Source organism: Corallococcus terminator (assembly GCF_049194865.1).
Classification (GTDB): domain Bacteria; phylum Myxococcota; class Myxococcia; order Myxococcales; family Myxococcaceae; genus Myxococcus; species Myxococcus terminator_A.
Window position 1 is genome coordinate 98,916 of the sequence record NZ_JBLZWL010000029.1, and the last position, 22,008, is coordinate 120,923.

Sequence of the window (22,008 nt, forward strand, 5' to 3'; positions counted from 1 at the left end):
TTTTCAGGGCTGAGATTTCAAGCTCTCGATAAAAGGACCTCCGAATTGGTGCCCCAGCCATGCACAGACGTATTTTCGCCACGCGTTGCCTCTTCCGAGCGCCTTTAACCAATCGAGGACTGCGGGCGCCTGTGCCCAACGCGTATTCCACTCCAGAAGCAGTGCAGGCTCCGTAAGGGCTAACCACTCCGCCACTTTCCAGAGAGGAGCGCCTTCCGGCATTAGTCCAGCGATGGGGCTCTGGCGCACTCGATATCCGAACCTCGTCGATATGAGTACCAGCAGGGCAATCTGCTCCTCGGTGTGCTCCTCTCGGGTGGTCAGGAGTTCATAGCAGGCGTTCCAGGCTCGCTCACCGATGACTGCCAGCCCCGACCACGCTGGGATGGCTAATCGCTCGCGCGGGTGGTTGGACATGGAAAGAAGCGGCTCCAGGTCCACGGTTGCCCTGGCCGTAGGCTGGTATTCAAGGTGCTCAACGAGACTCCACATCGCGACGGATCGGAGTTCGAGCACGTTAGGGTTCACGCCCTGGGATCGGCCGTCGAAGCGCAGGGGGGCCTGACCTTTGCCAGGATTCTGGGCGAGATCCTTCAGAAGCTCCGTCAGGACGTTCGGAAGGGCGGGAAGGGGCATAGGCGTCAACAACTGGAGGATCTGCTCGTGAACGTGGACGTCAACGTTAGCTGTGAGGCCATCGCTCAAGAACATCAGCAGGGAACTGACAATCTCCATGGGTAGTGGTTGGAATGCCGCCAGAGCGCTGCTCGCGGCGCGGGCAACGTGGTGGTCGACGTTCCTGTCAGACTCCCCGTAGTTCCTATTGCGCGAGTCAAAGAGCAGGGCGCAGAGGGACTGAAGTCCCTCCGTCCATCGGCCCGCGAGGATGGCCTGGACGCTAGCCTCTCGAACGGGTGCGCTTCCATCCTGAGTGAGTGCGGTGATGGCCTGTCGCTCGGCTTCGTTCGCATCTGGAGTGAGTCCTCGGATCGCGAGCAGTCGGCACTCGTAGTGTTCGTCGGCGAGCGCTCGCAGCAGGCTTGCGCGAGCCCTCGGCTCGCGGCTCCATCCGAGCGCTTTGAGCGCGACCATCCGGAGCGGTGTTTCCCCGGACTGAAGCGCCATTTGGGCTTCCGTTGTGACGTTCTCTCCTAATGCCGCGAGCACCACGAGCGCGACACGTCCGAGCCGAGACTCCATTTCACGGGACCACTCCCACAACGCGTGTCGATGCTCGGGAGCGAGTTTGGCAAGCACCACGGGTGAGGGCTCGCCTTTCTCCTCCACTTGGCGACAGGCGACGAGTGCGGGCATCGCCGGTGACGATAACGTCGCATCGAGCGCTTGGCTGACGACCCATGCCGAGTCGGAGTGGGTCACGCTGTCCCAGTCGTACATTTGGTCTAGAAAGAGGATGGCGTCGCGGCGGGTGCTCGAAGCCCGCTTCAGGGCGGCATCCAATTGTTCGGGAAAGTCGTTCGTGGTCGCCAGTGAACAGAGCGCATCCAGGCACTTGTCCATGTATCTTGGTGGACCGGCGACCAGCGTTTCGAGCAACTCCGGAACGAGTTCGGGTACCTGAAAATGCTTGACCAAGGTCCAAAGTGCCCAGGCATTATCGGGCATGCAGCAATGGTAGAAGGCACGCAATTCCTCTGCTGTTACGGGTTGCACATGTGCCCGCTTGATCTGCGCCCTCTCCACCAGTTCCTGCTCCATCTGCTCCCGCTCGTCCTCTCTCTCCTCATCATCCAGTTCAGAGTAGATGATGCGTGGAAGTTGCGCGGTGAGGGCGCTCCGCCAATAGCCCAACAGAGCATTTCGCCGGGGATGAGCCAGCAACCATTGATAGCCCTGCAGATGCCTGCGCTCCATCACTGCCGCAGTGAGCGCATCGCTCACGACGTGGATTTCGGCGCTTGCGTCCATCCAGACATCAGCATCGAATTCGCTCGTCATCTTTTGCTGAGCCTTATGGCGGATGGATGCACTTGCGTTCTCGTCCGCTTGGTCCGCGACATCCCAGGCCCGCAGGAGGGCCTCCAGCAATTTTTCGTGCGCGGGTTCCTTGCCCATCAGGAAGCCATGAATGGCCTCTCCCAGGCCGTCAGCTCCTCCAGGGGAGCTGAGTCCTGTATGGACTGCTCGCCGGAAGTCCTCAGTCAGGTCCCAGCCAAGGCTCCATAGCCACGAGGCCAATGCGCCCGCACACTTGTGAAGACTGAAAGGGAGCAACCACCTGATGTAACGTGTCGCAACTTCCCGGGCCTCCCCGGAGATATGGACCAAGGCTGTTTGCGCTGCGGTCCAGACCGGCGGAATGAAGGAGCCTATCGTGAACCACTGTTCCGATCGGCGGCGCATGGAGCCAGCAATTCCATCTACGAGCAAAGACACAGGGGTGTCCTCGCCATCGCAGAGTTCGTTGGCGATGTAGAACATGCTCTGAAATCGCGCACGGTCCACTGCCACGAGTCGGGCCCGGAAGTGATCGCGAAATGCCGCTTGTATCGCTGTAGGAGTCCGGATGATGTCTTCTGGAACACGGCGATACAGGCTGTAGCCATCGTCCAGTCGTTTCGCGTCGACAAGGCTTGATAGGAGCCCCTCCAATACCTCTTCGGCGTGGTCCCGCTCGTCGGAGAGGAGGCGCTCAAGTCCCTCTATTGTGGTGGAGTGGGCACTGTATTGACCCATCTCGTGAGTCAACCAACTGCCCGCCACCATCCATTGGATGAACTTATCCCAGGGCATCGGCGCGCGAGTACATCCCTTCAGGAGTCTTCTCCACTCGGTCGAGTCCTCCGCGCTGAAAGTCGACTCCTGGGAGAGCGAGAGGAGCCCCCAAAGAGCGATGGCGGCCGATACTGGTGTCTCGTTCCAGCCGAGACCCTGCAACTCCTCAATGAAGTGATGCGCCAGGTGATCGACGGAGCACTCCTTTAGCATTCTTGTGAGCGCGAAATCACTGTCTCGTTTGAGTCCTTTTATCTTGTCGACGAATCGATCAATCGACAGCGGTGCCAAGAGCGTGTCGAGGATGTGTTGCTCAAACCCAATGACTAGCTCGCGTTGCCAGGGGTGTGCGCTTGCAAGCTTGTTATCGAAAATACGTCGACGTGCGTTGTAGTCGTAGTGCTCGTAGGTTAGAGACTCCACGAACCGCTGGACCATCTCGGTCGAATACTTGCCTGTCTCGTGGAGGATGGCCTCTCGCGTCGTGATCACGATCTTCTTGTCTGGGCCCGCGAGCTTCAGGAGCGAGTAGAGGTCGCTGACCCAACGGTCGGCCCCCGATTCCCTTTGAAACTTGCCCCAGGGATCCTCTATCGCGATGAAGATGCGCCCTGCGCGTTGCAATACCTCCCGCAACTCACCAGGTGTCCGAAGGGATGATGAAGCAGGGACCTCGAATGGCTCCCTCCTCGTCCGGTACTCATGCTTCAGCTTCTCAAGAACCTGCGTCTTGCCGGCGCCAGGTGGCCCTTGAAGAACGAGCGCATGGCCTATCTCCAGCCTGTGCTGAAGGTTCGCGTAGTTCCCCGGAGGAACGAACGTGCGGAGTTCGCTGCTGACCATCGGGTTCCCACCGAATGACTCGGCGGTTTGAAGAATCTCCCCACGTGTCCATTGCCGTGGCGCACGGTTCAGGAGCTTGGCACGAGCCCGCTCCATGAGTCGCTCCTTGCAAACCTCCACCCGTGTGAGAGGCACGAAGAGCCGTTGCGCGAGGAGCGTGTGGATCTGCGCTGCCACCCGCTCGGAGTGCTGCAGGTCCAGAATGCCAATCCTTCGGGAGAGCGCCGCACGCTCCACACCGGTTGGCAATCGAATCTTCTTAGAGAGCAACGGGGCTGGCGCCTCTGCCATGAGGCTCTCGATGCGGAATCCCTGGAGCGCTCGGGGCAACTGGGCATCCGTAATTAGGACATAGCGATGTCCCGGGTCGTCTATCAATCGCTGCAGCGCAGACTTACGGTTTCCACCCGAGGAGTCCTGTCCCTTCAGCACTTGCTCAAACTCGGACACGGACCAGGGAGCGGAGGAGTGTAACTTGACTTGGAGAACCAGCCGCCGAGTGACCTCAATCACGGCTGACGCATTCTCTAAAGGCACGTCGAGGTCCGCCTCGATGTCCTCCTGGGAAGCTGGCTCAATCTCGATCTGCTCCGCGCTCTTCTCTTCGAAGATCAGCACCAACGCGCTCCAGAGGCTGACGAGCAGTTGATACTCGTACCCGGCGTAGGCTCGTGTCGCCCCAGTCGCGGGAGGCGCGGACTTGCTCGCCCTTGGTGGTGTAGGGTCATGTGAGAACGTCATGGCTCCTCGCAGCATAGTGAGTTGGGAGTCCGGTTTGAAGGCGATGACTGGAGTGGAAGGGCAGTGAGCGTAAAGGTGGATCTCGCGTGAGTGGGAGTTGCTGCAGTTTCGTCGAGTCCGTTCAACCTTGGCCTGCTCCACCCGCTTGCATAAGGCTGGGAGTAGCCCAGTTCCGTGGACACCCGAGATGTGATGGAAGGAGGACGGGATGTCCGCGAACGAGGAGAAGCAGAAGAAGCCCCGGAGGCCGCGCCGTGAGTTCTCGGCGGAGTTCAAGGCCGGGGCGGTGAAGCTGGTGCTGGTGGAGGGCAAGTCCTTCCCGCAAGTCGCCCGCGACCTGGACCTGACGGAGTCGGCACTGCGGCTGTGGGTGGCGCAGACGAAGACGGACAGGGGCGAGGGCAAGCCCGGTGCGTTGACGACAGCGGAACGCGAGGAACTGGCTCGGCTGCGCAAGGAGAACCGCGAGCTGCGGCTGGAGCGGGAGATACTAAAAAATGCAGCGGCCTTCTTCGCGAAGGAGATGAAGTGAAGTTCTCCTTCATCCACGCGAAGAAGGCCCTCTTTCCGGTCTCCTCCCTCTGTCGTCACCTGAGCGTCTCCCGCAGCGGCTACTACGCCTGGGCGAAACGGCCCGAGTCCGAGCGCAAGAGGAGTGACAGGGCCCTCAGCGTTGAAGTGGTCGCCGTGCACCAGGAGAGCCGAGGCACATACGGCGCTCCTCGCGTGCACGCGGAGCTGAAGGCGCGTGGCCGACGCGTGGCCCGCAAGCGGGTGGCTCGCCTGATGCGCCAGGCCGGCGTGCGCGCTCGCGTCCCGCGTCGCTTCGTGCGGACCACCGACTCAGCCCACAGCCACCCGGTGGCGCCGAACACGCTGGAGAGGAACTTCCTGCCCGACGGGCCCAACCGCACGTGGGCCGGCGATATCACCTACGTCTGGACTGACGAGGGCTGGTTGTACCTGGCCGTACTGTTGGACCTCTTCAGCCGCAAGGTGGTGGGCTGGGCGATGGGCGAGAAAATCGACCGGGGCCTCGTCCTGCGCGCGCTCGACATGGCGTTGCTCGGCCGCCCCGCGCCCGAGTTGCACCACTCGGACCGCGGCAGCCAGGGCGGATTCAATCGGTCGTCGCAACGCTGTTGGACTGCAATGAGTATAGGTGCTCGTTGAAGGCTTCAGCAGGTGTTTTCCATCCGAGTGCTTTGCGAGGGCGTCTGTTGAGCGCTGCGGCGACAGCGGCGAGGGCGCGGCTCGAGTGCCTGGCCAGGTCTGTGCCCTTGGGGAAGTACTGGCGCAGCAGCCCATTGGTGTTCTCGTTCGTGCCGCGCTGCCATGGGCTGTGCGGGTCGCAGAAGTAGACGGCCAGGCCGGTGTCGATGCGCAACTGGGCGTGTTGCGCCATCTCGGCGCCCTGGTCCCAGGTCAGTGAGCGGCGAAGCTGTTCGGGCAGCGTGATGATGGATGCTGTAATTGCGTCGCGAACTGCCAGGGCGCCGTGTCCAGCGAGCGCAGGGCCGTTCTTCACCCGGGGCTGACCGTAGGTGTCCATTCGGGGCAGATGCAGCAGCATTGTGAAGCGGGTGGTGCGCTCCACCAGGGTGCCAATGGCCGAGCTGCCCAAACCGACGATGAGGTCGCCCTCCCAGTGCCCCGGCACCTCGCGGGCATCTGCCTCGGCAGGCCGCTCACGAAGCATGACGTCTGGGCTGACGAAGTGTTTGCCGCGCCTCTTGGTGCGCCCCCTGGGTACCCGCAGGGCCCGGCCCGTCCGCAGGCACGCAGCCAGCTCACGCCGGAGTGCGCCGCGGCCCTGCACGTAGAGCGCTTGGTAGATGGCCTCGTGGGAGATGCGCATGGAGGACTCCTGCGGGAAGTCGACCTGGAGTCGGTTGGCGATTTGCTGCGGGCTCCACGCCGTCACCCAGCGCCGGTCCTGCCTGCGACCATGCCGTCGGCCTTTCCAGCCCACAGTCGGGCCTGGCACGGCTACCCCATTGGCGGCGCAGAGCGTGCCAGCGAGGCCATCCTGTACGTACCGACGCAGCTTGTCGTTCACCGCGAGTTTCGCTGCTTTGGGGCGCCGGGCGCGTCGGTCAGCGTGCCATTGGGCGGCGGTGGCGCGGTATTGCAAGGCGCCGCCCCGGGTCGCAGCGTTGCGGCGCAGCTCTCGCGATACCGTCGATGGCGAGCGGCCGATTTGCTGCGCGATGTGGCGTACTCCGCACCCCTGGGCGTGCAAGACAGCGATGTCTTCGCGCTCAGCGAACGACAGGTAGCGCTGCGACAGCTTGGCCAGGCGAAACGGCGGCATTCCGCCACTCTCGCGAAACCAGCGCGTCCCGACCACCGGTGACACGCCGGCTGCTGACCCTGCATCCTCACTCGAAAGACCTCGGGCGATGGCCGCCCAAAAGCGCTCTCGATGCTCACGCCTGCCCACCGGTGGACGACCGGGCGACGACATCCGTGTGCGCCCGGCCCGCTCCGCGCGTCGACGTCCTCTTGTGCCCATCGCGACATCTCCTTCTTGGAGTGTTGCGACGACCCCTTGAACCCAAGCAGTACGCGAGCGAGGACTACCGCCGGCTGCTCGAGGAGCGCGGCATCGCGTGCAGCATGTCGCGCAAGGGCAACTGCTGGGACAACGCGGTGGCCGAGAGCTTCTTCTCCACGCTGAAGCTGGAGCTCGTCTACGTCACCCACTTCAAGACACGTGAGGAAGCAAAGCGAGCGTTGTTCGAGTACATGGAGGTGTTCTACAACCGGAAGCGGCGTCATTCCTCCCTGGGCTACATCAGCCCAGTCGAGTTCGAGCGAGTGTCCACAACGAAGAGGATGGCAGCGTAACCAACCTGTCTACGGAACCGGGCCACGCCCAGTCAGGTTCGACCCCGAGTTCGTCTTCGCTGGCGTGAAGGCACCCGGGACTGCTCCGCAGCGGGCTGGGGCCATCCAGGTCAGCCTGGACGAAGGGAAGAACTGGAAGCACCCGGCCACCACGGCGGCCTTCAACGCGACGGAGCACAAGTACACCTATGACCTGATGGTCGAGGATGCCCTCCAGCAGGTGCGCTTCGCGGACACCCCCATCTCCGACAACTCCTGACGCGGGAGGATTCTCGTGCTGCCCGGTGCTTGCTGAGCTATCCCCTCATATGAAACCGAAGGCTTCACGGAAGACGTGGTGTGAGTGAAGGAGCTCGGAGAAGCGTTGCACGAGGGGCAGCAGCCGCTCCTCCTTCATCATGGGCATGGCCTGGTAGTACATGCAGCCCTGGCGAAAGAGGGAGTAGGTGCGCGTCTTCACCGTGTTGGCCTTCAGGCCCTTCTCCATGCCCAAACTTTCGCCCGCGGCGCCCAGCAGCGTCAGCAACGCCTGGGCCAGGGCGCTCACCAACAGCAGCCTGTCACGGCGCTCCGGACTCTTCACGCGCAGTTCGGACAGGCCCATGCCGAAGCGCAGGTCCTTGATGTCTCGGAACGTCTCTTCACAGGTGAAGCGGCGGCCGTAGAGCGTCACCGTTTCGCGCGCGCTGCCGTCAGCAAGGCTGGTGGCCAGACACCACGACTCCTTCATGCCTTTCTGGTGCACCAGCACCACGGCGGGCACGGGCGCCCTGTCGGCGGTGACGCGCACGCGCTCCAGTTTCTTGGCATGGCCGGAGGCCGGCATCCATCCCGAGGCGGGCTGCTGCTGGCCCTGGGCCGTTTCCACCCGCACGTCCTGGCGGAAGCGCACTACGTAGTCAAAGCCCAGCTCGCCCAGCAGCGCATACAGCTTGCTGTCCGCGAACCCTCTGTCGGCCAGCACTGTCACCTTCACGCCCTCGGGCACGCAGTGCTTCAGGTGGAGCAGCAGGGTGTCCTCGGCTTCGGCTCGGTTGCCCTTCAGCACGCTCTTCTGAAGCGTCATCCACAGCAGGGGCGTGGAGCGGCCGTGGGTGGTGACAAGGCTGGCGACCAGCGTTGTGTGCCCGTCCGCATCGAAGTCCGTCCAGTCGAGCGCCACCAGCGCCTCGGTCCGCTCCGCCAGGACGAAAGCCACCCAGGAGGGCAACAGCTTCCAGACGTCTACGCCCTCATTGGAGAGCAGCCGGTCCACCTGCTTGATGCCATGCTTCTCCACGCCTCCGCGCGCCCAGGCCAGCGCCTGTCCGATGGCATGCACCGACAGCGAGGCCGCATGCACCGCGCCCAGTGTCGCGTACGAAAGCGACAGCACTCGTCTGGCGTGCAGGTCCTCCTCGAAGAGTCCTTCGAGGAAGGTCCGCACCTGCTCTTCGTTGAGGGCCACCTTGCGCTCCAGCATGGCTGCGTCTTCTGCACCGCGCCACTGCCTTGGCGCACGCGCCAGCCAAGCAGGCGACTGAGGATCAACTCGCTAAATGAGGGGATCCTTCAGCGGTGCTTGGCGGCAATGTCGGCCCGTCGGGGCGAAGGCTGGCTCTCATCTTGGGCCGGGCGCACGGGGCTCCGAAGCGGACCTCTGGTATGATAGGATTCTGACAGTCTTTCGAGAGTTTGGAACATCGTGGACAAGGGGGCCCTCATGAGCCGGATAGCCAGAAGCCAATCGCTGTGCATGTGTCTGGGCGCCATGGTGGCGCTGATGGGATGTGGCCTCGATGAAGGGCGGACGGACCTCCCAGGCGCGACCACGTCGACGCAGCGGTTGAACGTCAGTCCCGTCGTCCACCTCTCCGCCCTCTATCACTCGTTCGCGCTGCTCGCCGATGGCACCATCCTGGCCTGGGGCTCGAACACCCATGGCAAGTTGGGCGATGGCACCACGGACGACCGGCCAACGCCCGTACCCGTTCCACCGTCAGGGCTCCCTGGTGTCGTCTCGTTGACCGCTGGGTTCTATCACTCATTGGCACTGATGACTGACGGCACCGTCCGCGCCTGGGGGCGCAACGTCTTTGGTGAACTGGGAGATGGAACCCGGGTGGACCGACCCCAGCCCATCCTGGTTCCCAACCTCGCCAATGTCCGCTCGATGGCCGCCAACAACGGCTACTCGCTTGCGTTGCTGGGGGATGGCACCGTCTGGTCTTGGGGGCGCAATACGCATGGTCAACTGGGCGATGGCACCACCGACACCCGGCTCATCCCCAGGCGCGTGAACGGGCTCTCCGGTGTCGTCGCGTTGGCCGCTGGCTCTACTCACTCGCTTGCGTTGCTCGCCGATGGCACCGTCCGCGCATGGGGTGAGAACGTCGATGGCTCGTTGGGTGATGGCACCACCATTCCTCGACTCGAGCCCGTGACCGTTCCTGGTCTCGGTCATGTCGTCGCGGTGGCCGCGGGCGGCCACTTCTCGCTCGCGCTGCTCGTCGATGGCACCGTCCGCGCATGGGGTCGCAATCTCTACGGCCAACTCGGCGATGGGACCCTCATCGACCGATACCAGCCCGTGGTGGTGACCCAACTCAGCGGGGTCACCTCCATCTCCTCGGGCCTTGTCCATTCGCTCGCACGGATCTCCAACGGGACTGTCGAGGCCTGGGGCCACGGTGGAAATGGGCGCCTCGGCGACGGCCGCAACGTCATTCGCTCCACGCCTGTGCAGGTCTCCGCCCTTGATGACATCAGCATGGTCGTCGCGGGCGCGAACTTCTCGCTCGCGAGGCGCTCGGACGGCAATGTGTGGGCTTGGGGCAGCAACGAGGGAGGAGTCCTGGGTACTGGAACGGGAGAAGATCACTGGTCACCCGTGTGGATCCTGGGGAATTGACCCTGGTCCGAGTTGGACGGGATTCAGTGCTGTACGAGTACGACTTCCCTCGGCTTGACGCCGGGGGGAGCCTGCAATGGGTGTCTCGCCGGCCCCAGGGGTCGGTGTCAGTGTTCTCCCCCCATTCTGCCTGCCTTGCTGCTGATGCACCCTGTTGCTCTCGCGGCCTGTCAGGCGAGTCTCCGCCTGCGCGAGAAGGAACAGCCCATGCGTGCATTGCAAGCTCTGTCTGTCCTTGCCTCGGCGCTGGCGCTCGTCGCCGGCTGTGGTCCGGAGGCGTCGTCCTCCGGCTCGGTCCAGCTGGTCATCGGGAGCCAGGCTTCCGCCGCGGAGAGCTCCCGGCTGCGCCCTGCAACAACTACCTCGTCACCATGACGGCGAGCGACCTGCTGGGCGGCGTCCGCTCCGCCTCGGTCCATATCTGCGTGGTCCCCACCGCCCTTCCGTGAGCCGACCTGGTCACTGGCGCGCACCTTGGGGCCACGGCTGAGAACGTCGGTCGACCCCCGCGTGCGACTGGTCCGCTCCGTCACAGGGAGCGGACCAGTCGTCGCTCAGGGGCAGACGTTCAGCGTGTACTTCTTGTAATAGGGCGTGATCTCTCCCCGGAAGATGGGCTCCGAGCCACACTCACACTCCACCGAGCCCATGAGGGTGGTGTAGGTCGAGTCGTAGTACTTGAGGAGGTAATTGGTCGGACAGAGGCTCATCGCCGACACGTCATTGCCTTCAGTGGGAGCGGCAGCCGTTTCCGCCTCGACCTGCTCCATTCCGCCACAGCCCGTCAGCAGCGCGACCGACAGCAGTCCTCCGAGAATGCCTCGCATGTGTGCTCCTTGATGGGGTTTCCGTGTTTGCCGCGCTTCGAGCGTAGGTCATCGAATGGGCAGACGAAACAGCGCCATGGATGACGCGACGCGCGCCGGGCATTCCAGGATGGAAACCTTCAGTGTGTCTGAAGTCATGGCTTCGCACCGTGTGCGAGACATCAAGAAGAGCCCCGGACAGGTGCTGCGCCCCGCGTTGGCGTCGTGCTTCCGAGCCCGCTGGAGTGGACGGAAGAGCCGCTGCTTGGGGTCGTCGGGAATGAGGGGCCCCTCGTTGTGGACGCACAGCATGACCCGTGACGCTTCGCCGTGGATGCGCACCGTCATGCGGGAGCCGCCGGGACTGTATTGGCGCGCGTTGCCCACCCGGTTGTCGAGCGACTGGGTGGCGTGACAAGGAGGTTCCCGTTGGTCGAGAAGAGCTCGATTTCGGAACCGTCACTGCGGGAGGCGCGTCCGCGTGAGCACGACTTCATATTCACGACCTGCGCTACCGGTCGAGAGGCGCAGCCGAACCTGGGTCCCGGGCTCTCCCCGGACGCGGGAGCCGACCTCCAGCATGTCCATGCCGATGGCGGAGACATCATCAATGGCGAGGAGCATGTCACTTTCGTTGATGCCTGATCGCTCCGCCGGGCTTCCTGGGACCACTCGCTCGACCCGCCACGTGTCGTCGAGCCCAGGAGCTTGCTCGTAGACCATGCCCACGCCTCCATACTCCTCGAACGGGGCTTGTCCCCTCCCAAGGGGAGAGAGCATGACATGCAGGGCGCGTCCCGCTTGTGCGCGCTCCCGAAGCACCCACGGGTTGTAGCCTTCGTGGCTGATCCAGAGTGGTTCATCTCCCGACGCCAGCTCGAAGGAGCCGTCCACGGTGGTGCGAGCCAGGAGGGGTCGGGTGTTGATGGCGCCCATGGCAACAGCCTCCGACCAATCGCCTTGTAACGGGGACCTCCAGGAGGTGACCATGGCGCCACTCAATGGGCGCCCGGTCTTCGCGTCTGTGACGATACCGCGGACGGCACTTGCCCGCTTCAGGGCAAAGGACAGTTGAGCCGTATCTCCGGCGCGTACCGCGACAGTCTGAGTGGCGGAGGAGAAGCCGAGCGCCGCCGCTTGAACACGATACTCCCCAGGCATCAATTGACGGAGCTCGAAGGAGCCCGATGCGTCATGCAGCATGCTGCTCTGACGAAATCTGTCCCCGAGCAGTCCGCCTGCAAGCGCTCCGTTTGGGCGGAACTTCTCGACCACGAGCGAGAAGCTGGTAACGGGGCTGTCATCCTCCTGCGCGAAGACATGTCCCCGCGCCTGTCCTGTCTCAGGGAGCGTGAGGAGGAGTTCCTGGGTTCCGGCCATCACTGTGACCGCTGTCTCTGGGGCTGTAGAAATGAAGACGTCGTATGGCTCGTGCCAGAGCGGGCCGATCACGAAGTGGCCGCTTTCATCGGTGATGGCTTCGTCGCGAGTCCCGATTTCCAGCAACATGCTGAGCAGGTCCTCGTCGATGCCGCCGTCATTGATGGGGGCTTCACCCTCTTTCCGAGCTCGTCGAAGGCCTGCCGATGTGGCGCTGACGCGGATGTTCGGCACGGGGTCACCCTGCGTGTCGAGTACCGTGCCCTCGATGTAGGGGAGGTTCGCGGCAGGCGTTTCATCACTCAGGTCGAGCCGGAGCGGGCACTCGGTGATGAGGCACAGACACTCGACCTTGGAGTGGGCCTGTCCGGACTCCGCTTGAATCAGTGCGTCTGGAATCAAGGGGATGCGGAAGTGGCCTGTCTCATCGGCCTCGAAGGTCCTCTGGGATGGCGCGCTCACAGGGTCCCATCGACCTGTGGACAGGAAGTGGACCTTTGCGTGCGGGACCGGCCGCTCCTGTTCGTCTTTCACAATGCCGTCGCAGAAGAGCAGCGGGGCGAGCACGAGCGTGAAGTTCGCGAAGGAGGTCCCCGGTTCAAATCGGAGGTTCACGCCGTCGTTCCCGTGGGCGGGCGCGAAAGGCTGAAAGTCAGGATGAGACGCCCCAACGACGACGTAGTCGCCCGGTATCGAAGGCACGAACTCGAAATCGCCGTCCCGGTTGCTCTGGAGGGATTCGACTCTGCCCTGACGTAGGACGACGATGATAGCGGTGGGAACGCCCAGCCCGGTTCGCGCCGAGACGACCCGCCCCCGCAGCCACATAGAGGGCCGAGACACCGAGGCATCTCCGATTTGTAGGGTCACTTCTGGTGTCAGCGGTGCACGAAGTGGGAGTGGCGTTCTGGGATCGGCTGTCTCGGATAGAGGTGTCGACGCATCCACGGGAGAACGCGTGGAGTCGAGCGTGAGGGCAAGAGTCAGCACGAACATCAGGAAGGTGATGGCGGCAGCTCTGCGGTGTCGGTGCTTTGACAAGGCATCTTCTTTGGCTGGTGTCATGGAGGTGTGGAGCCCCATCGGCACGGCTGGTGAGTCACGACACCGTGCGATGAGCGCCAGGAGAATGCCGAGTTTCCTCCTCCTGGCCATCACCCCCCGGTGGTAGTGCGTCCGAGTGGAAGGCCTGCTTCTGATTCACGCGTGCAAGCAAAGCCGCTTGCGGGGGCCATCCCGATGCCGTCTCTTGAGCCACGGACGTCCACGCCTCGCGGGACGATTCAGCGCTGGTCCATCGACGCGGGGCAGTTGTGCATCCTCCGGCGGGACTTGCCACCGGAACTCGCATTCCGTGTCGGCCTTCGCGAGGCCGAATGGCGGGCGCGAGGCTGGTTCGATGGACACCAGCTCCGATTCTCCCAGGGCGAATGGGCTGCCTTGGGAAGGCCCGTGGAAGGGGGAGGGGACGACGAGGAGCGCGAATCGCTGCATGAGGAATGGGGGGTCCTCCAGCACCTCCTGATGGACCTGGTCGGGCTCGAACAGCAGGACATCGGCTGTGAGGTGGTGGGTGTCCCGGGTGGAGCGGGGGCCCGATACCGGGTTCGAGTAGCGGACGCGCTGCTCCCCGACGCGCCCCATCCCACTCCATGGTTCGTCTTGTCCGAGCGCGGCGAGGCCATCCTGTTGGGACCCTCCGCCGCCTGGGCGTGTGTGGAAGCCCGCCTGGCAACCCATGCACCCCGGAAGGAACAGCTCGCGCGGGTGATGCGGGTTCGCGGCGTCCTGGAGGAGGTGGCTCGGCTGCTGCCAGACCGTGTCCGGTACACCGCGCGGGGATACCTGAGCCGATTTCAGCCGCAACCCGTCGCCCGCGTGGGATTGCGCTGGGAGCAGGACCCGGAGGCGACCGAGGTCGTCTCGCTGCGACCCTACGCGGTCCATCCGGATGGGACCCAGACCGCATTGCCGCTCGCGAGTCTTCAGGCGGGAGGCATCGCCGGGGACGATGCCCGGCGGCCCCTGGTCCTTCCCGAAGGCACTGAACGAATCCTGGAGAACGTCCGTTCCCTCCAGCGCCGCCTCGCCGCGGACGTCCAACGGGAGATGGAGGACCCCACGGTCATCATCCCCGAGGGCGTGAACGCGGATGCCATCATCGACCTCTCTCACTACTCCGCGCGCGTGCTGGGCTTCGAGGTCCTTCGAGGGCGGGACCCCGCCGTGGGCGTCGAGGGTTCGGGGCTCGAATGGCTCGACCCATGTGACAAGGAGGGCGACTTCTCATTCACGCTGCGCGCTGATTCGCCGGACGGCGGTGATGCCGTGCCCTTGCGGTTGGATTCGCGGGAACTCGCGTTGGAGCTCCACGCCGCGAACGAGGCCGCGCTGGCGCAAGGCAGCACGGAGCCGCTCGTCGTGGCGGGGACCCGCATCGCGCCAGGGGAGTCTCTGCGGCGCCAATTGGTGACGGCGCTCCAGTTGTCGGAGCCGGAGTCCGAAACGGCTCCCGCCACCAGCGGAGGCCCGGAGCCCTCTTCCCGCGCCAAGAAGTCCCTCGAAGCCGTGAAGGTGCGTGAGCTGCACGCCTCGACCACGGGGGCTTCCCGCTCAGGCGACGAGGCCGCGGTGCCCTGGGCGCTGCTGCGCTCCGTGATGGTGACGGGCGTCGAACTCAAGCTTCATCAGCGACAGGGCCTCGAGTGGTTGTGGCGTCGCGCGCGAGAAGCGACGCCCGGTGTCCTGTTGGCGGATGACATGGGCCTGGGAAAGACCCTTCAGGTGGCCTGCTTCCTCACGCTGCGGCGCATGACGCTCCAGGAGCGGCTTCCTCCTGGGGCACGATTGAAGCCTCAGCTCGTCGTGTGTCCGACCATCCTGCTGGAGAACTGGCGCCAGGAACTGGAGCGCTTCTTCGTCGAGTCCACCTGGGAGCCCTTCATCCTCCACGGGCCCGGTCTGGAAGCCGTCAAACGCGAAGGGGAACTCAACGGAACCTTCCTGTCGCGGCAGGACATGGTGCTCACCAATTACGAGACGCTGGGGGCCTACCAGCGCTCGTTGTTGAAGGTGGACTTCGACGTCGTCGTGTTCGACGAGGCGCACAACCTCAAGAACCCGGACACACTTCGTTCGCGCGCTGCCCGTGCGTTGAAGCGCTCGTTCGCGGTCGGCTTGACGGGCACGCCGGTGGAGAACGAGCTGCTGGATGTGTGGGCCATCTACGACGCGCTCCAGTGCCAGCAACCCCGTGTCTTCGGCACGCGCGCGGCATTCCAGGAAGAACACCAGGGAGAGCAGGCTGCCCAGACGCTGCGCCAACGCCTGGGCTATCCCTCTCCGCGATGCACCCTGCTGCGGCGGGAGAAGGCGGAGGCCCTGAAGGACCTGCCACCCAAGAGGCCGCATCGCAGGCTGGTCGAGATGACGGAGGAGCAGGAGTCGCACGAACGGCTCATCGCGCGGAAGATGTCCTCGGAAGGCTCGTTCTGGGCGCTCTCCGCGCTCCAGAAGCTCTATCAGCATCCCGCGCTGCTCTCGGATGCACGGGGCCTGTCATCCGCCACCGCGCTGCGGGAGAGCCCCAAGACCCGGCTGTGTCTGGAGTTGTTGTCGGAGATCGAAAGCGCGGGCGGCGGCACAGGAGCCGACAAGGCCCTGGTCTTCGTCCTCTCCCGGGCGATGCAGGACCTCCTGGCGCAGCTCATCTCGGAGCGATTCCGCCTGGGCCGTGTAGACATCCTCAACGGTGAACCCAGCAGTCGGAAGGCGGCGCTCGAGAACATCGACGTTTTCTCCCGCGCGAAGGGATTCCAGGTCCTGATTCTGAGCCCGTTGGCGGCGGGCGCCGGGCTCAACATCGTCGCGGCGAACCACGTCATCCACTACGGGCGTTGGTGGAACCCCGCGAAGGAAGACCAGGCGACGGACCGCGCCCATCGCATCGGGCAGGTACGTCCCGTCCATGTCTATTACCCCCTGCTCCACCGCCGCGGCCGGCCCGACGCGGGCTTCGACCTGCGGCTCCACGAACTGGTCGAGCGCAAGCGCGCCATCGCGCGGGATTTCTTGTCGCCCACGGACGACGACGCTCAGCGGTACACGGGGGTCTTCCAGCGGGCTCGCGAAGAGGAAGAGGGGGATGGCTGAATCATGGAGACCTTGGTGACGCTCTGGCGGGATGCGGAGCTGCGGTATGCCGTGGGCAGCATCGCGGTGCTGTCGTTGTGGGCCCCAGTCCTGGTGGAGGTTCGGAGGCGAAAGCTCCGGCGCGCCATCGAGCTGCTGGATACGCATCTGGATGACGTGCTCGAAGGGCGGCGACAGGAGCCAGGGCCCCAGGAAGAGGCGCGCGCGCTGTGGCGAGCCATTCGCGAGCAGCTCGTCTTTCCTCCTGGAGGTCAGCCGGTGCCGCTGCCCGCCCTCATCCGGGCGGAACCATCACAAGGGCTGCGCGAGACGTGCCGGGCACTGTTCCGGCACTCCTGGGGGCACGCGCTGGGAAAGAGCCTGACGGGCATCGCCCTGGTCATGACGTTCGGCCTGCTGGGAATGGTGCTGGTCGGTCCCGTCAGGGAGGCCTTGTTGGGAGGCAGCACGGCGGGGGCCACGCAGGCCGTGTTGCTCTCGGCGGCCATCGGCCAGATGGGCGCCAAGTTCTTCGTCTCGGCGACGGGCCTGCTGGGGTCGTTCTTCTTCCAGTCCTTCGCGTCGATTCAGGAGGGCCGGTTGCTGGCGCGACTGGATGCCATGCGGCCTCGCTTCGAGTCCGCCACCCAGACGCTGGAGGCCCACGGCATCGTGCTCGCGACCGCGAGGGGGGACGCGCTGGACGCACTGAAGGGCGAACTGGTCCAGACTCGCCGCGAGCTCTCGGATCGGCTCCTCCATCTGGAGAGTGTCAATGTCTCGCTCCAGGACATTGGCACCCAGGTCCAGGCGAGCTTCGGCTCCATGATGAAGGAGCAGGTCGGTGACGTCATCACCCGGCAGCTCTCGGCGGTGGAGAAGGCCGTGCGCGAGATTGCCGCCGACCTCCAGCGCTCCATCACCTCGGGATTCGCGCTGACACTTCAGCAAGAGATGTCCACGGTCCGCGACAGCCTGGGGGTCATCCAGCAGTCGCTCGCCGAGCGGCAGGAGCATGACCTGGCGCGCATCCTCGAACAGCTCCGGGATTCTGTGTCGGGCGGATTCCATTCCCAGTCCCAGGACATGGCTCGGCAGATGCAAGAATTGATGGGGGTGCTGCCCCGGCTCGAACAGCAGTTCGAGGCCATGTCCCAGATGATGGGGACGCAGGCGCGGCAGTGGGGCGAGGAGAACCAGCGTGCCATCGACACGCTGGGGACGCGTATCGCCTCCGTCATCGAGAGCTTCGACCAGGTGCGGGATGGACTGGTGAAGGCCACCGCTCACGTCCTCGAGGCCTCGGCGAATTCATCGCATCGGCTGGGAGTGGAGAATCAGCAGGTGCTCGGGCAGTTGGAGCGCAGCGTGGAGTCCGTCGTGGCCCGGTTCCAGCAAGTGCTCGCGGGCATGGACGCGAGCACCCAGCACCTTCAACAGCAGACAGGAGACCAGGCGACCTTCCTGGCTCGACAGGTGGAGGCACTCCGCTCGGCCGCGAACGTGGACATGAGCAGCTTCCAGAGTCGGTCCGAGGAGTTCGCCAAGGTCATGGGGACGACCCAGGACGGGCTTCGTCAGCTCACGGAGCAACTGCAAAAGACCGCCAGCCAGCTTGCCTCCGCGACCCGGGGAGCCGGTGAGACGCATGACAAGGCGCGGGGAGCCGCTGTTCAGATGGAGCAGGTCACTCGCCAGCTCATCGAGACCGCCAAGGAGTTCAACCAGGTCACCCTGGGCCGTCGAGAAGTCGTCAAGGTGGAGGAGAATCTGCTGAACGCGCAGCGCCAGGCGCTTGAGCGCGTCCAGCCCGTGCTCGAGGGCCTGACGCGTGGTTACGAGGAGTCCGTCAAGGTCCAGGCGCAGACGCTGAGTGGCCAATGGACCAAGGTGATGCAGGACCTGGACAGCGTGGTGGCGAAGACGTCGGGGGAACTCGCTCAAGGTGTGGATGACCTCAACGAGACGGTCCAGGAGCTCAGCAAGGCGCTGAAGACGCAGGTGCGGCGAGCATGAGTGCCTCGGGGGATGGAACCGAGAAGTCGCTGGCGGACCTCATGGCGGGCGTCGCGGTGGTGTTTCTTTTGCTGGCGGTCATCTTCATTCTCGAAGCGAATGCGCAGCGCGAGGCCGCCATCCGGGACAAGGAAGCAGCCATCGAGAAGGTGGACTCGCAGAAGGAGGGCGTCCAGGAGTCCCTTATCGCGTTGCGGGAGGACTTGATTTACCTGGATGACAGGCTCGACGGCGGCTTCATCGCGCTCAGCGGGATGGACGGTGGCGCGAACGCGTTGGAGATTGAATTCAAGCACATGCAGTTCGGCCTGGGGCAGTGTCGGACACCGCCTGCCTATGTCGAGCAGTTCGAGCGTGGCGCGGTTCTCCTCATCCATCGAGTCTGCCAGGCGGTGGATGCCATGCGGGACGCGGGCGCGGAGCCCTCCATCATCCTGGAAGGGCACACCGATGACCGTCCCTTCCTGGGGACGAGTTGGGAGTGCGGAGTACGGGACGGGGTGGTGCAGTACAGCTTCGAGAACAACGTGAGGGCCAGCGCCGCGCGTGCTCAGGAGGTGTTCTTCACTGTGCGCAAGCAGCTCCATGACGCGGGCTACGAGAGGGAGTGCTTCGATTCGAGCTTCGTCGTTTCCGGGAGAGGACAAACCGCGCCTCGGCCTGGAACTGATGGTGGCGAGCCCGAGAACCGGCGGCTCGTCATCCGCGTGCGTGGCGACCTGCGCTTGTAGGAGGTCCGATGGGACTGGATGCATGGCTTGCGAGCGTGGAGGAGCGGCAGCGGAACGCGCTGGCGGGCCTCGGCACGTTTCAACAGCAGGTGGAGCACGGGCTACGACAGCTTCATTCCAGCCTGGACGAGGCCCAACGGCGCACGGATGAAAGGGAGCCTGGGCGCGTGCAGCGGATGGTCGAGTCGCTCGACGTCGATGCGCTGCTCGAGAAGGTGAAGAGTGGGGACTTCTCGGAGCTGACCCGTCGTGAGCGGCGAGTCGTGCCCTGGTTGTGGCGCAAGGTCGCGCCGAAGCGCATGGCGGAGTTCCTGGAGCGCTTCCCGGATGGGTGGCCCCGGCTCGTGCGGCAACGGCTTCGCGACTGGTGTCTGGCGGATGTGGGTTCCGAACAGATGCACGAATGGGCGAAGCTGACGGGGCGCTGTCCGAAGGACTTGCGGCTGCTCCGGTGGCGCTTGCCGGTGTCCATCGAACTGGCACTCGAACCGGAGGGGCCGAAGAGCGTGGCGGCCAGGTGGGCAGACCGCCCGTTGGGCGAAGTCCTCGACTTGCTGCGGCACGCTGGATTGAGGCCCGCGGTCGGCTATTCAGGACATGTCGCCGCGGAGTACCTGCTGCAACGGTGTGGCGCACGGGAAGACGCGTCGGAAGCCCTGCTGTACCTGCTCGAGTCCGAGGTAGGGCGGGCGTGGTTGCCGAACGCAAGCGCGGGCCAGAGTGTCCTGGGCGCCCCGGTGGAGGCTCGTGTCGCCGTCATCGCGGCGATGCTGGAGTGTCGCGCGCGGGGGCGGGTCCGCAAGGACGTGCAGTCCCGACTCGAGGAGCGGCTCATCGCGAAGGACAGCGTCTTCGGAGACCCTCGGCTCTCTACCTTGACGGAGGCATGGAGCGCGGTTCGCGGTCGCTCGAAGCATGCGTTCGAGGCGTTTCTGTTGGCGCTGATTCGGCAAGACCTCGAGTTCTTCTTCGAGAAGGCCATGAACGAGGGGGACCGGCATTCCTTCTGGTTGCGATACCTGGGAGCCATCCAGTCAACGACCTGTTGGTTGGCTCCGGATGCCTACGATGCACTGCTCCGTAACGTGCGAACGCTTCCCTCAGAACAGCAGGCTGCTTTCAGGAGGGCGAGGCGTTTCACGAAAGGAGAGGTGAGCGCCTTTTGTCTGCGCTTCGGCGAGTATTCGGTGATTGAGTTCTCCGACACAGGCAACGCGACGTATGTCTATCGGCACAGCGTTTTCGGCGACAAGGTGCTGGGGGCGGGGGTCGAGAGCGCGAATGACCTCAAGAATCGTCGGATCGCCGAGGACTGGTGGACTCATTTGCCCGGCTGGGAGCCACGGTTCGAGCAGGCACTGCTGAAACTTGGCATCGAGCGCGGACCCACGGGTCCGACGCGCTCGCGTTGAAAGACTGCCCTCACAGTGAGGCTGTCTCCAGCGGCGCGTTCAACCTCAGGGCGGCACGCCCAGGTCGGGCTTCAGCCAGGAATCCGTGGGAGGCGGCGCGAGGCCCAAGGGGATACGGGCCAGCCGGGGGAGGGTAGGATACTCGCGGAACGTCTCCATCCCCCGCAGTTCCGCGAGCCGCAGCAGCGCGAGCCCCGTGACATAGACATGGGGTTCGGTCAGTGCGACATCCTGCGGCCCTCCGTCGCTCTTGCGCTCCTTGAAGGTCGCCGCGCGCTGGGCGATGGCGTCCGCCAGGGCACGGTGGAACTGCTCCGTGTCTCGTGTGAGCAAGGCCTGGCAGAGCACCAGGTGACAGGTGACGTCTCCCTGAAGTACCGCCTCCCAGCGCGCCAGCAGCGGGCGCAGTTCATCCGCCGCCGGGTCGCCAAGCGTCAGCCGATGCAGGAAGTGGTGGAGCAGGAAGTCCTCCTCGTATTCGTGGGCCGGCTCATGGCGGTCCGTCGTCATGCGGGCCAGTCGTGAGGCGAGCTCAAGCTGCCCGGCGGCGAGCGCGTCCATGAAGGAGAAGTTCTTGCTGGCGCATGTGTGCTGCTGCTGGGCGGGCCGGCCCCCGGCCACGCGTTGCAGGAGGCTCAGTCGCGCCTGAGCCGATTTGCACAGGTAGACGAAGAACCGGTCCGTCCGCGCCTCTGAGAGCAGCTCGCACAGGCCCACGCGCCGGTAGAACCAGGCCACCTCGACATAGGGCCTGCCGGTCTGCTCGTAGGCGTCCTGGGCGCGGATGCTCTCCAGCGCCTCTCTCTGTAGATAGAGGGCGTTGGCGCGGACGGTCTCCAGGGCCAGGGAGCTGAGGGGCGTCATGCGCTGGGGGCCTTCAGACGAACATGCACTTGTCGCCCAGGCCCACATAGTTGGCGCCGGTGATGCCCGCTTCCTCGAGTCGGGCACGCAGGTCGCCCCGGATGATGAGAAGGGCGGGCATCTCCTTGAGGCGGAAGATCCGCGGCTCGGCCGGGATGCGCTCTGGGTCCAACTGGAGGCGCTTCAGGATGGACAGCTGCCCCGGTTTGAGCGCGGATTCGGTGAACTCAGACCGGCTCCTGTCGACGCACTCCACCGCCCGGAAGATGTTGGCGATGGAGTAGTCCTCCTCGGCGACACGCCCCTTGTGGTTGTAGATGGAGACCGGCAGGAACTCGCCCTCCGCCTGGTCCTTCAGCTCGGCCTGCAGCAAGGGCTTGAGCCGGTGGCTGATGATGTACAAGTGGAAGGTGTTGCTGACGAGGTCGGGGACGACGAACCCTGGATAGCGCTTGTCCATGTCCAGCCGCGCCCGTGCCGGGTGGTGCTCGCCCATGGGCTGGCCCTTGGCGATGCGCCACTTTTGCCTGGCGAGCTGCTCGGGCAGGGGCCCGATGGCGCAATGCTCAGGTTCGTTGGTCGTGGCAAGGATGAAGTAGTCGTGCATG

14 protein-coding genes and 2 pseudogenes are annotated in these 22,008 nt (G+C 64.6%); 8 read left to right on the forward strand and 8 right to left on the reverse strand.

Annotated features, from left to right (window positions below; all coding sequences use genetic code 11):
- Positions 1-3: 3 nt before the first annotated feature.
- Complete coding sequence (locus ACN469_RS11690) at positions 4-4,197, reverse strand: HEAT repeat domain-containing protein (RefSeq protein ID WP_498767152.1); 4,194 nt, start codon at positions 4,195-4,197, stop codon at positions 4-6.
- A gap of 331 nt (positions 4,198-4,528) precedes the next feature.
- Between ACN469_RS11690 and ACN469_RS11695 the strand changes: the two are divergent.
- Positions 4,529-5,433 (forward strand): annotated as a pseudogene (locus tag ACN469_RS11695) (IS3 family transposase); the annotation flags it as partial.
- 7 nt (positions 5,434-5,440) lie between these two features.
- Here the strand turns inward: ACN469_RS11695 and ACN469_RS11700 are convergent.
- On the reverse strand, positions 5,441-6,835 hold the full coding sequence (locus tag ACN469_RS11700; RefSeq protein ID WP_498765136.1) for an IS30 family transposase: 1,395 nt from the start codon (positions 6,833-6,835) through the stop codon (positions 5,441-5,443).
- Positions 6,836-6,882: 47 nt separating this feature from the next.
- Between ACN469_RS11700 and ACN469_RS11705 the strand changes: the two are divergent.
- Positions 6,883-7,170, forward strand: a pseudogene (locus ACN469_RS11705) (IS3 family transposase); the annotation flags it as partial.
- 64 nt (positions 7,171-7,234) lie between these two features.
- Positions 7,235-7,429, forward strand: a complete 195-nt coding sequence (locus ACN469_RS11710; protein WP_498767153.1) for a hypothetical protein — start codon at positions 7,235-7,237, stop codon at positions 7,427-7,429.
- Positions 7,430-7,474: 45 nt separating this feature from the next.
- Here the strand turns inward: ACN469_RS11710 and ACN469_RS11715 are convergent, their stop codons facing one another.
- Positions 7,475-8,632 carry an IS4 family transposase gene (locus tag ACN469_RS11715; protein ID WP_498767155.1) on the reverse strand — a complete coding sequence of 386 codons (1,158 nt, stop codon included), beginning with the start codon at positions 8,630-8,632 and terminating at the stop codon, positions 7,475-7,477.
- Positions 8,633-8,872: 240 nt separating this feature from the next.
- On the opposite strand from ACN469_RS11715, the gene ACN469_RS11720 reads away from it, so the two are divergent.
- The gene (locus ACN469_RS11720; RefSeq protein ID WP_498767157.1) at positions 8,873-10,060 is read left to right on the forward strand and encodes an RCC1 domain-containing protein; all 1,188 of its coding nucleotides are present in this window, start codon (positions 8,873-8,875) and stop codon (positions 10,058-10,060) included.
- A gap of 554 nt (positions 10,061-10,614) precedes the next feature.
- On the opposite strand, the gene ACN469_RS11725 is transcribed toward ACN469_RS11720, so the two are convergent.
- The 3 genes from ACN469_RS11725 to ACN469_RS11735 form a co-directional block, all read right to left on the reverse strand.
- Entirely contained in the window at positions 10,615-10,887 is a 273-nt protein-coding gene (locus tag ACN469_RS11725) for a hypothetical protein (RefSeq protein ID WP_498767159.1), read from the reverse strand.
- Positions 10,888-10,935: 48 nt separating this feature from the next.
- Positions 10,936-11,214, reverse strand: a complete 279-nt coding sequence (locus tag ACN469_RS11730) for a hypothetical protein (RefSeq protein WP_498767161.1) — start codon at positions 11,212-11,214, stop codon at positions 10,936-10,938.
- A gap of 111 nt (positions 11,215-11,325) precedes the next feature.
- The gene (locus ACN469_RS11735; RefSeq protein WP_498767163.1) at positions 11,326-13,287 is read right to left on the reverse strand and encodes a carboxypeptidase regulatory-like domain-containing protein; all 1,962 of its coding nucleotides are present in this window, start codon (positions 13,285-13,287) and stop codon (positions 11,326-11,328) included.
- 411 nt (positions 13,288-13,698) lie between these two features.
- On the opposite strand from ACN469_RS11735, the gene ACN469_RS11740 reads away from it, so the two are divergent.
- From ACN469_RS11740 to ACN469_RS11755, 4 genes are read left to right on the forward strand one after another with little or no spacing between them, the layout of a single operon-like run.
- Entirely contained in the window at positions 13,699-16,398 is a 2,700-nt protein-coding gene (locus tag ACN469_RS11740) for a DEAD/DEAH box helicase (protein ID WP_498767165.1), read from the forward strand.
- A gap of 3 nt (positions 16,399-16,401) precedes the next feature.
- Entirely contained in the window at positions 16,402-18,393 is a 1,992-nt protein-coding gene (locus ACN469_RS11745) for a hypothetical protein (RefSeq protein WP_498767167.1), read from the forward strand.
- Positions 18,390-19,124 carry a hypothetical protein gene (locus ACN469_RS11750; RefSeq protein ID WP_498767169.1) on the forward strand — a complete coding sequence of 245 codons (735 nt, stop codon included), beginning with the start codon at positions 18,390-18,392 and terminating at the stop codon, positions 19,122-19,124. The genes ACN469_RS11745 and ACN469_RS11750 overlap by 4 nt, the downstream gene beginning before the upstream one ends.
- Positions 19,125-19,132: 8 nt before the next feature.
- Positions 19,133-20,536, forward strand: a complete 1,404-nt coding sequence (locus ACN469_RS11755; protein WP_498767171.1) for an EH signature domain-containing protein — start codon at positions 19,133-19,135, stop codon at positions 20,534-20,536.
- 45 nt (positions 20,537-20,581) lie between these two features.
- On the opposite strand, the gene ACN469_RS11760 is transcribed toward ACN469_RS11755, so the two are convergent.
- Positions 20,582-21,400 carry an Imm49 family immunity protein gene (locus tag ACN469_RS11760; RefSeq protein ID WP_498767173.1) on the reverse strand — a complete coding sequence of 273 codons (819 nt, stop codon included), beginning with the start codon at positions 21,398-21,400 and terminating at the stop codon, positions 20,582-20,584.
- Positions 21,401-21,413: 13 nt separating this feature from the next.
- Positions 21,414-22,007 carry an imm11 family protein gene (locus tag ACN469_RS11765; protein WP_498767175.1) on the reverse strand — a complete coding sequence of 198 codons (594 nt, stop codon included), beginning with the start codon at positions 22,005-22,007 and terminating at the stop codon, positions 21,414-21,416.
- Position 22,008: the final 1 nt, after the last annotated feature.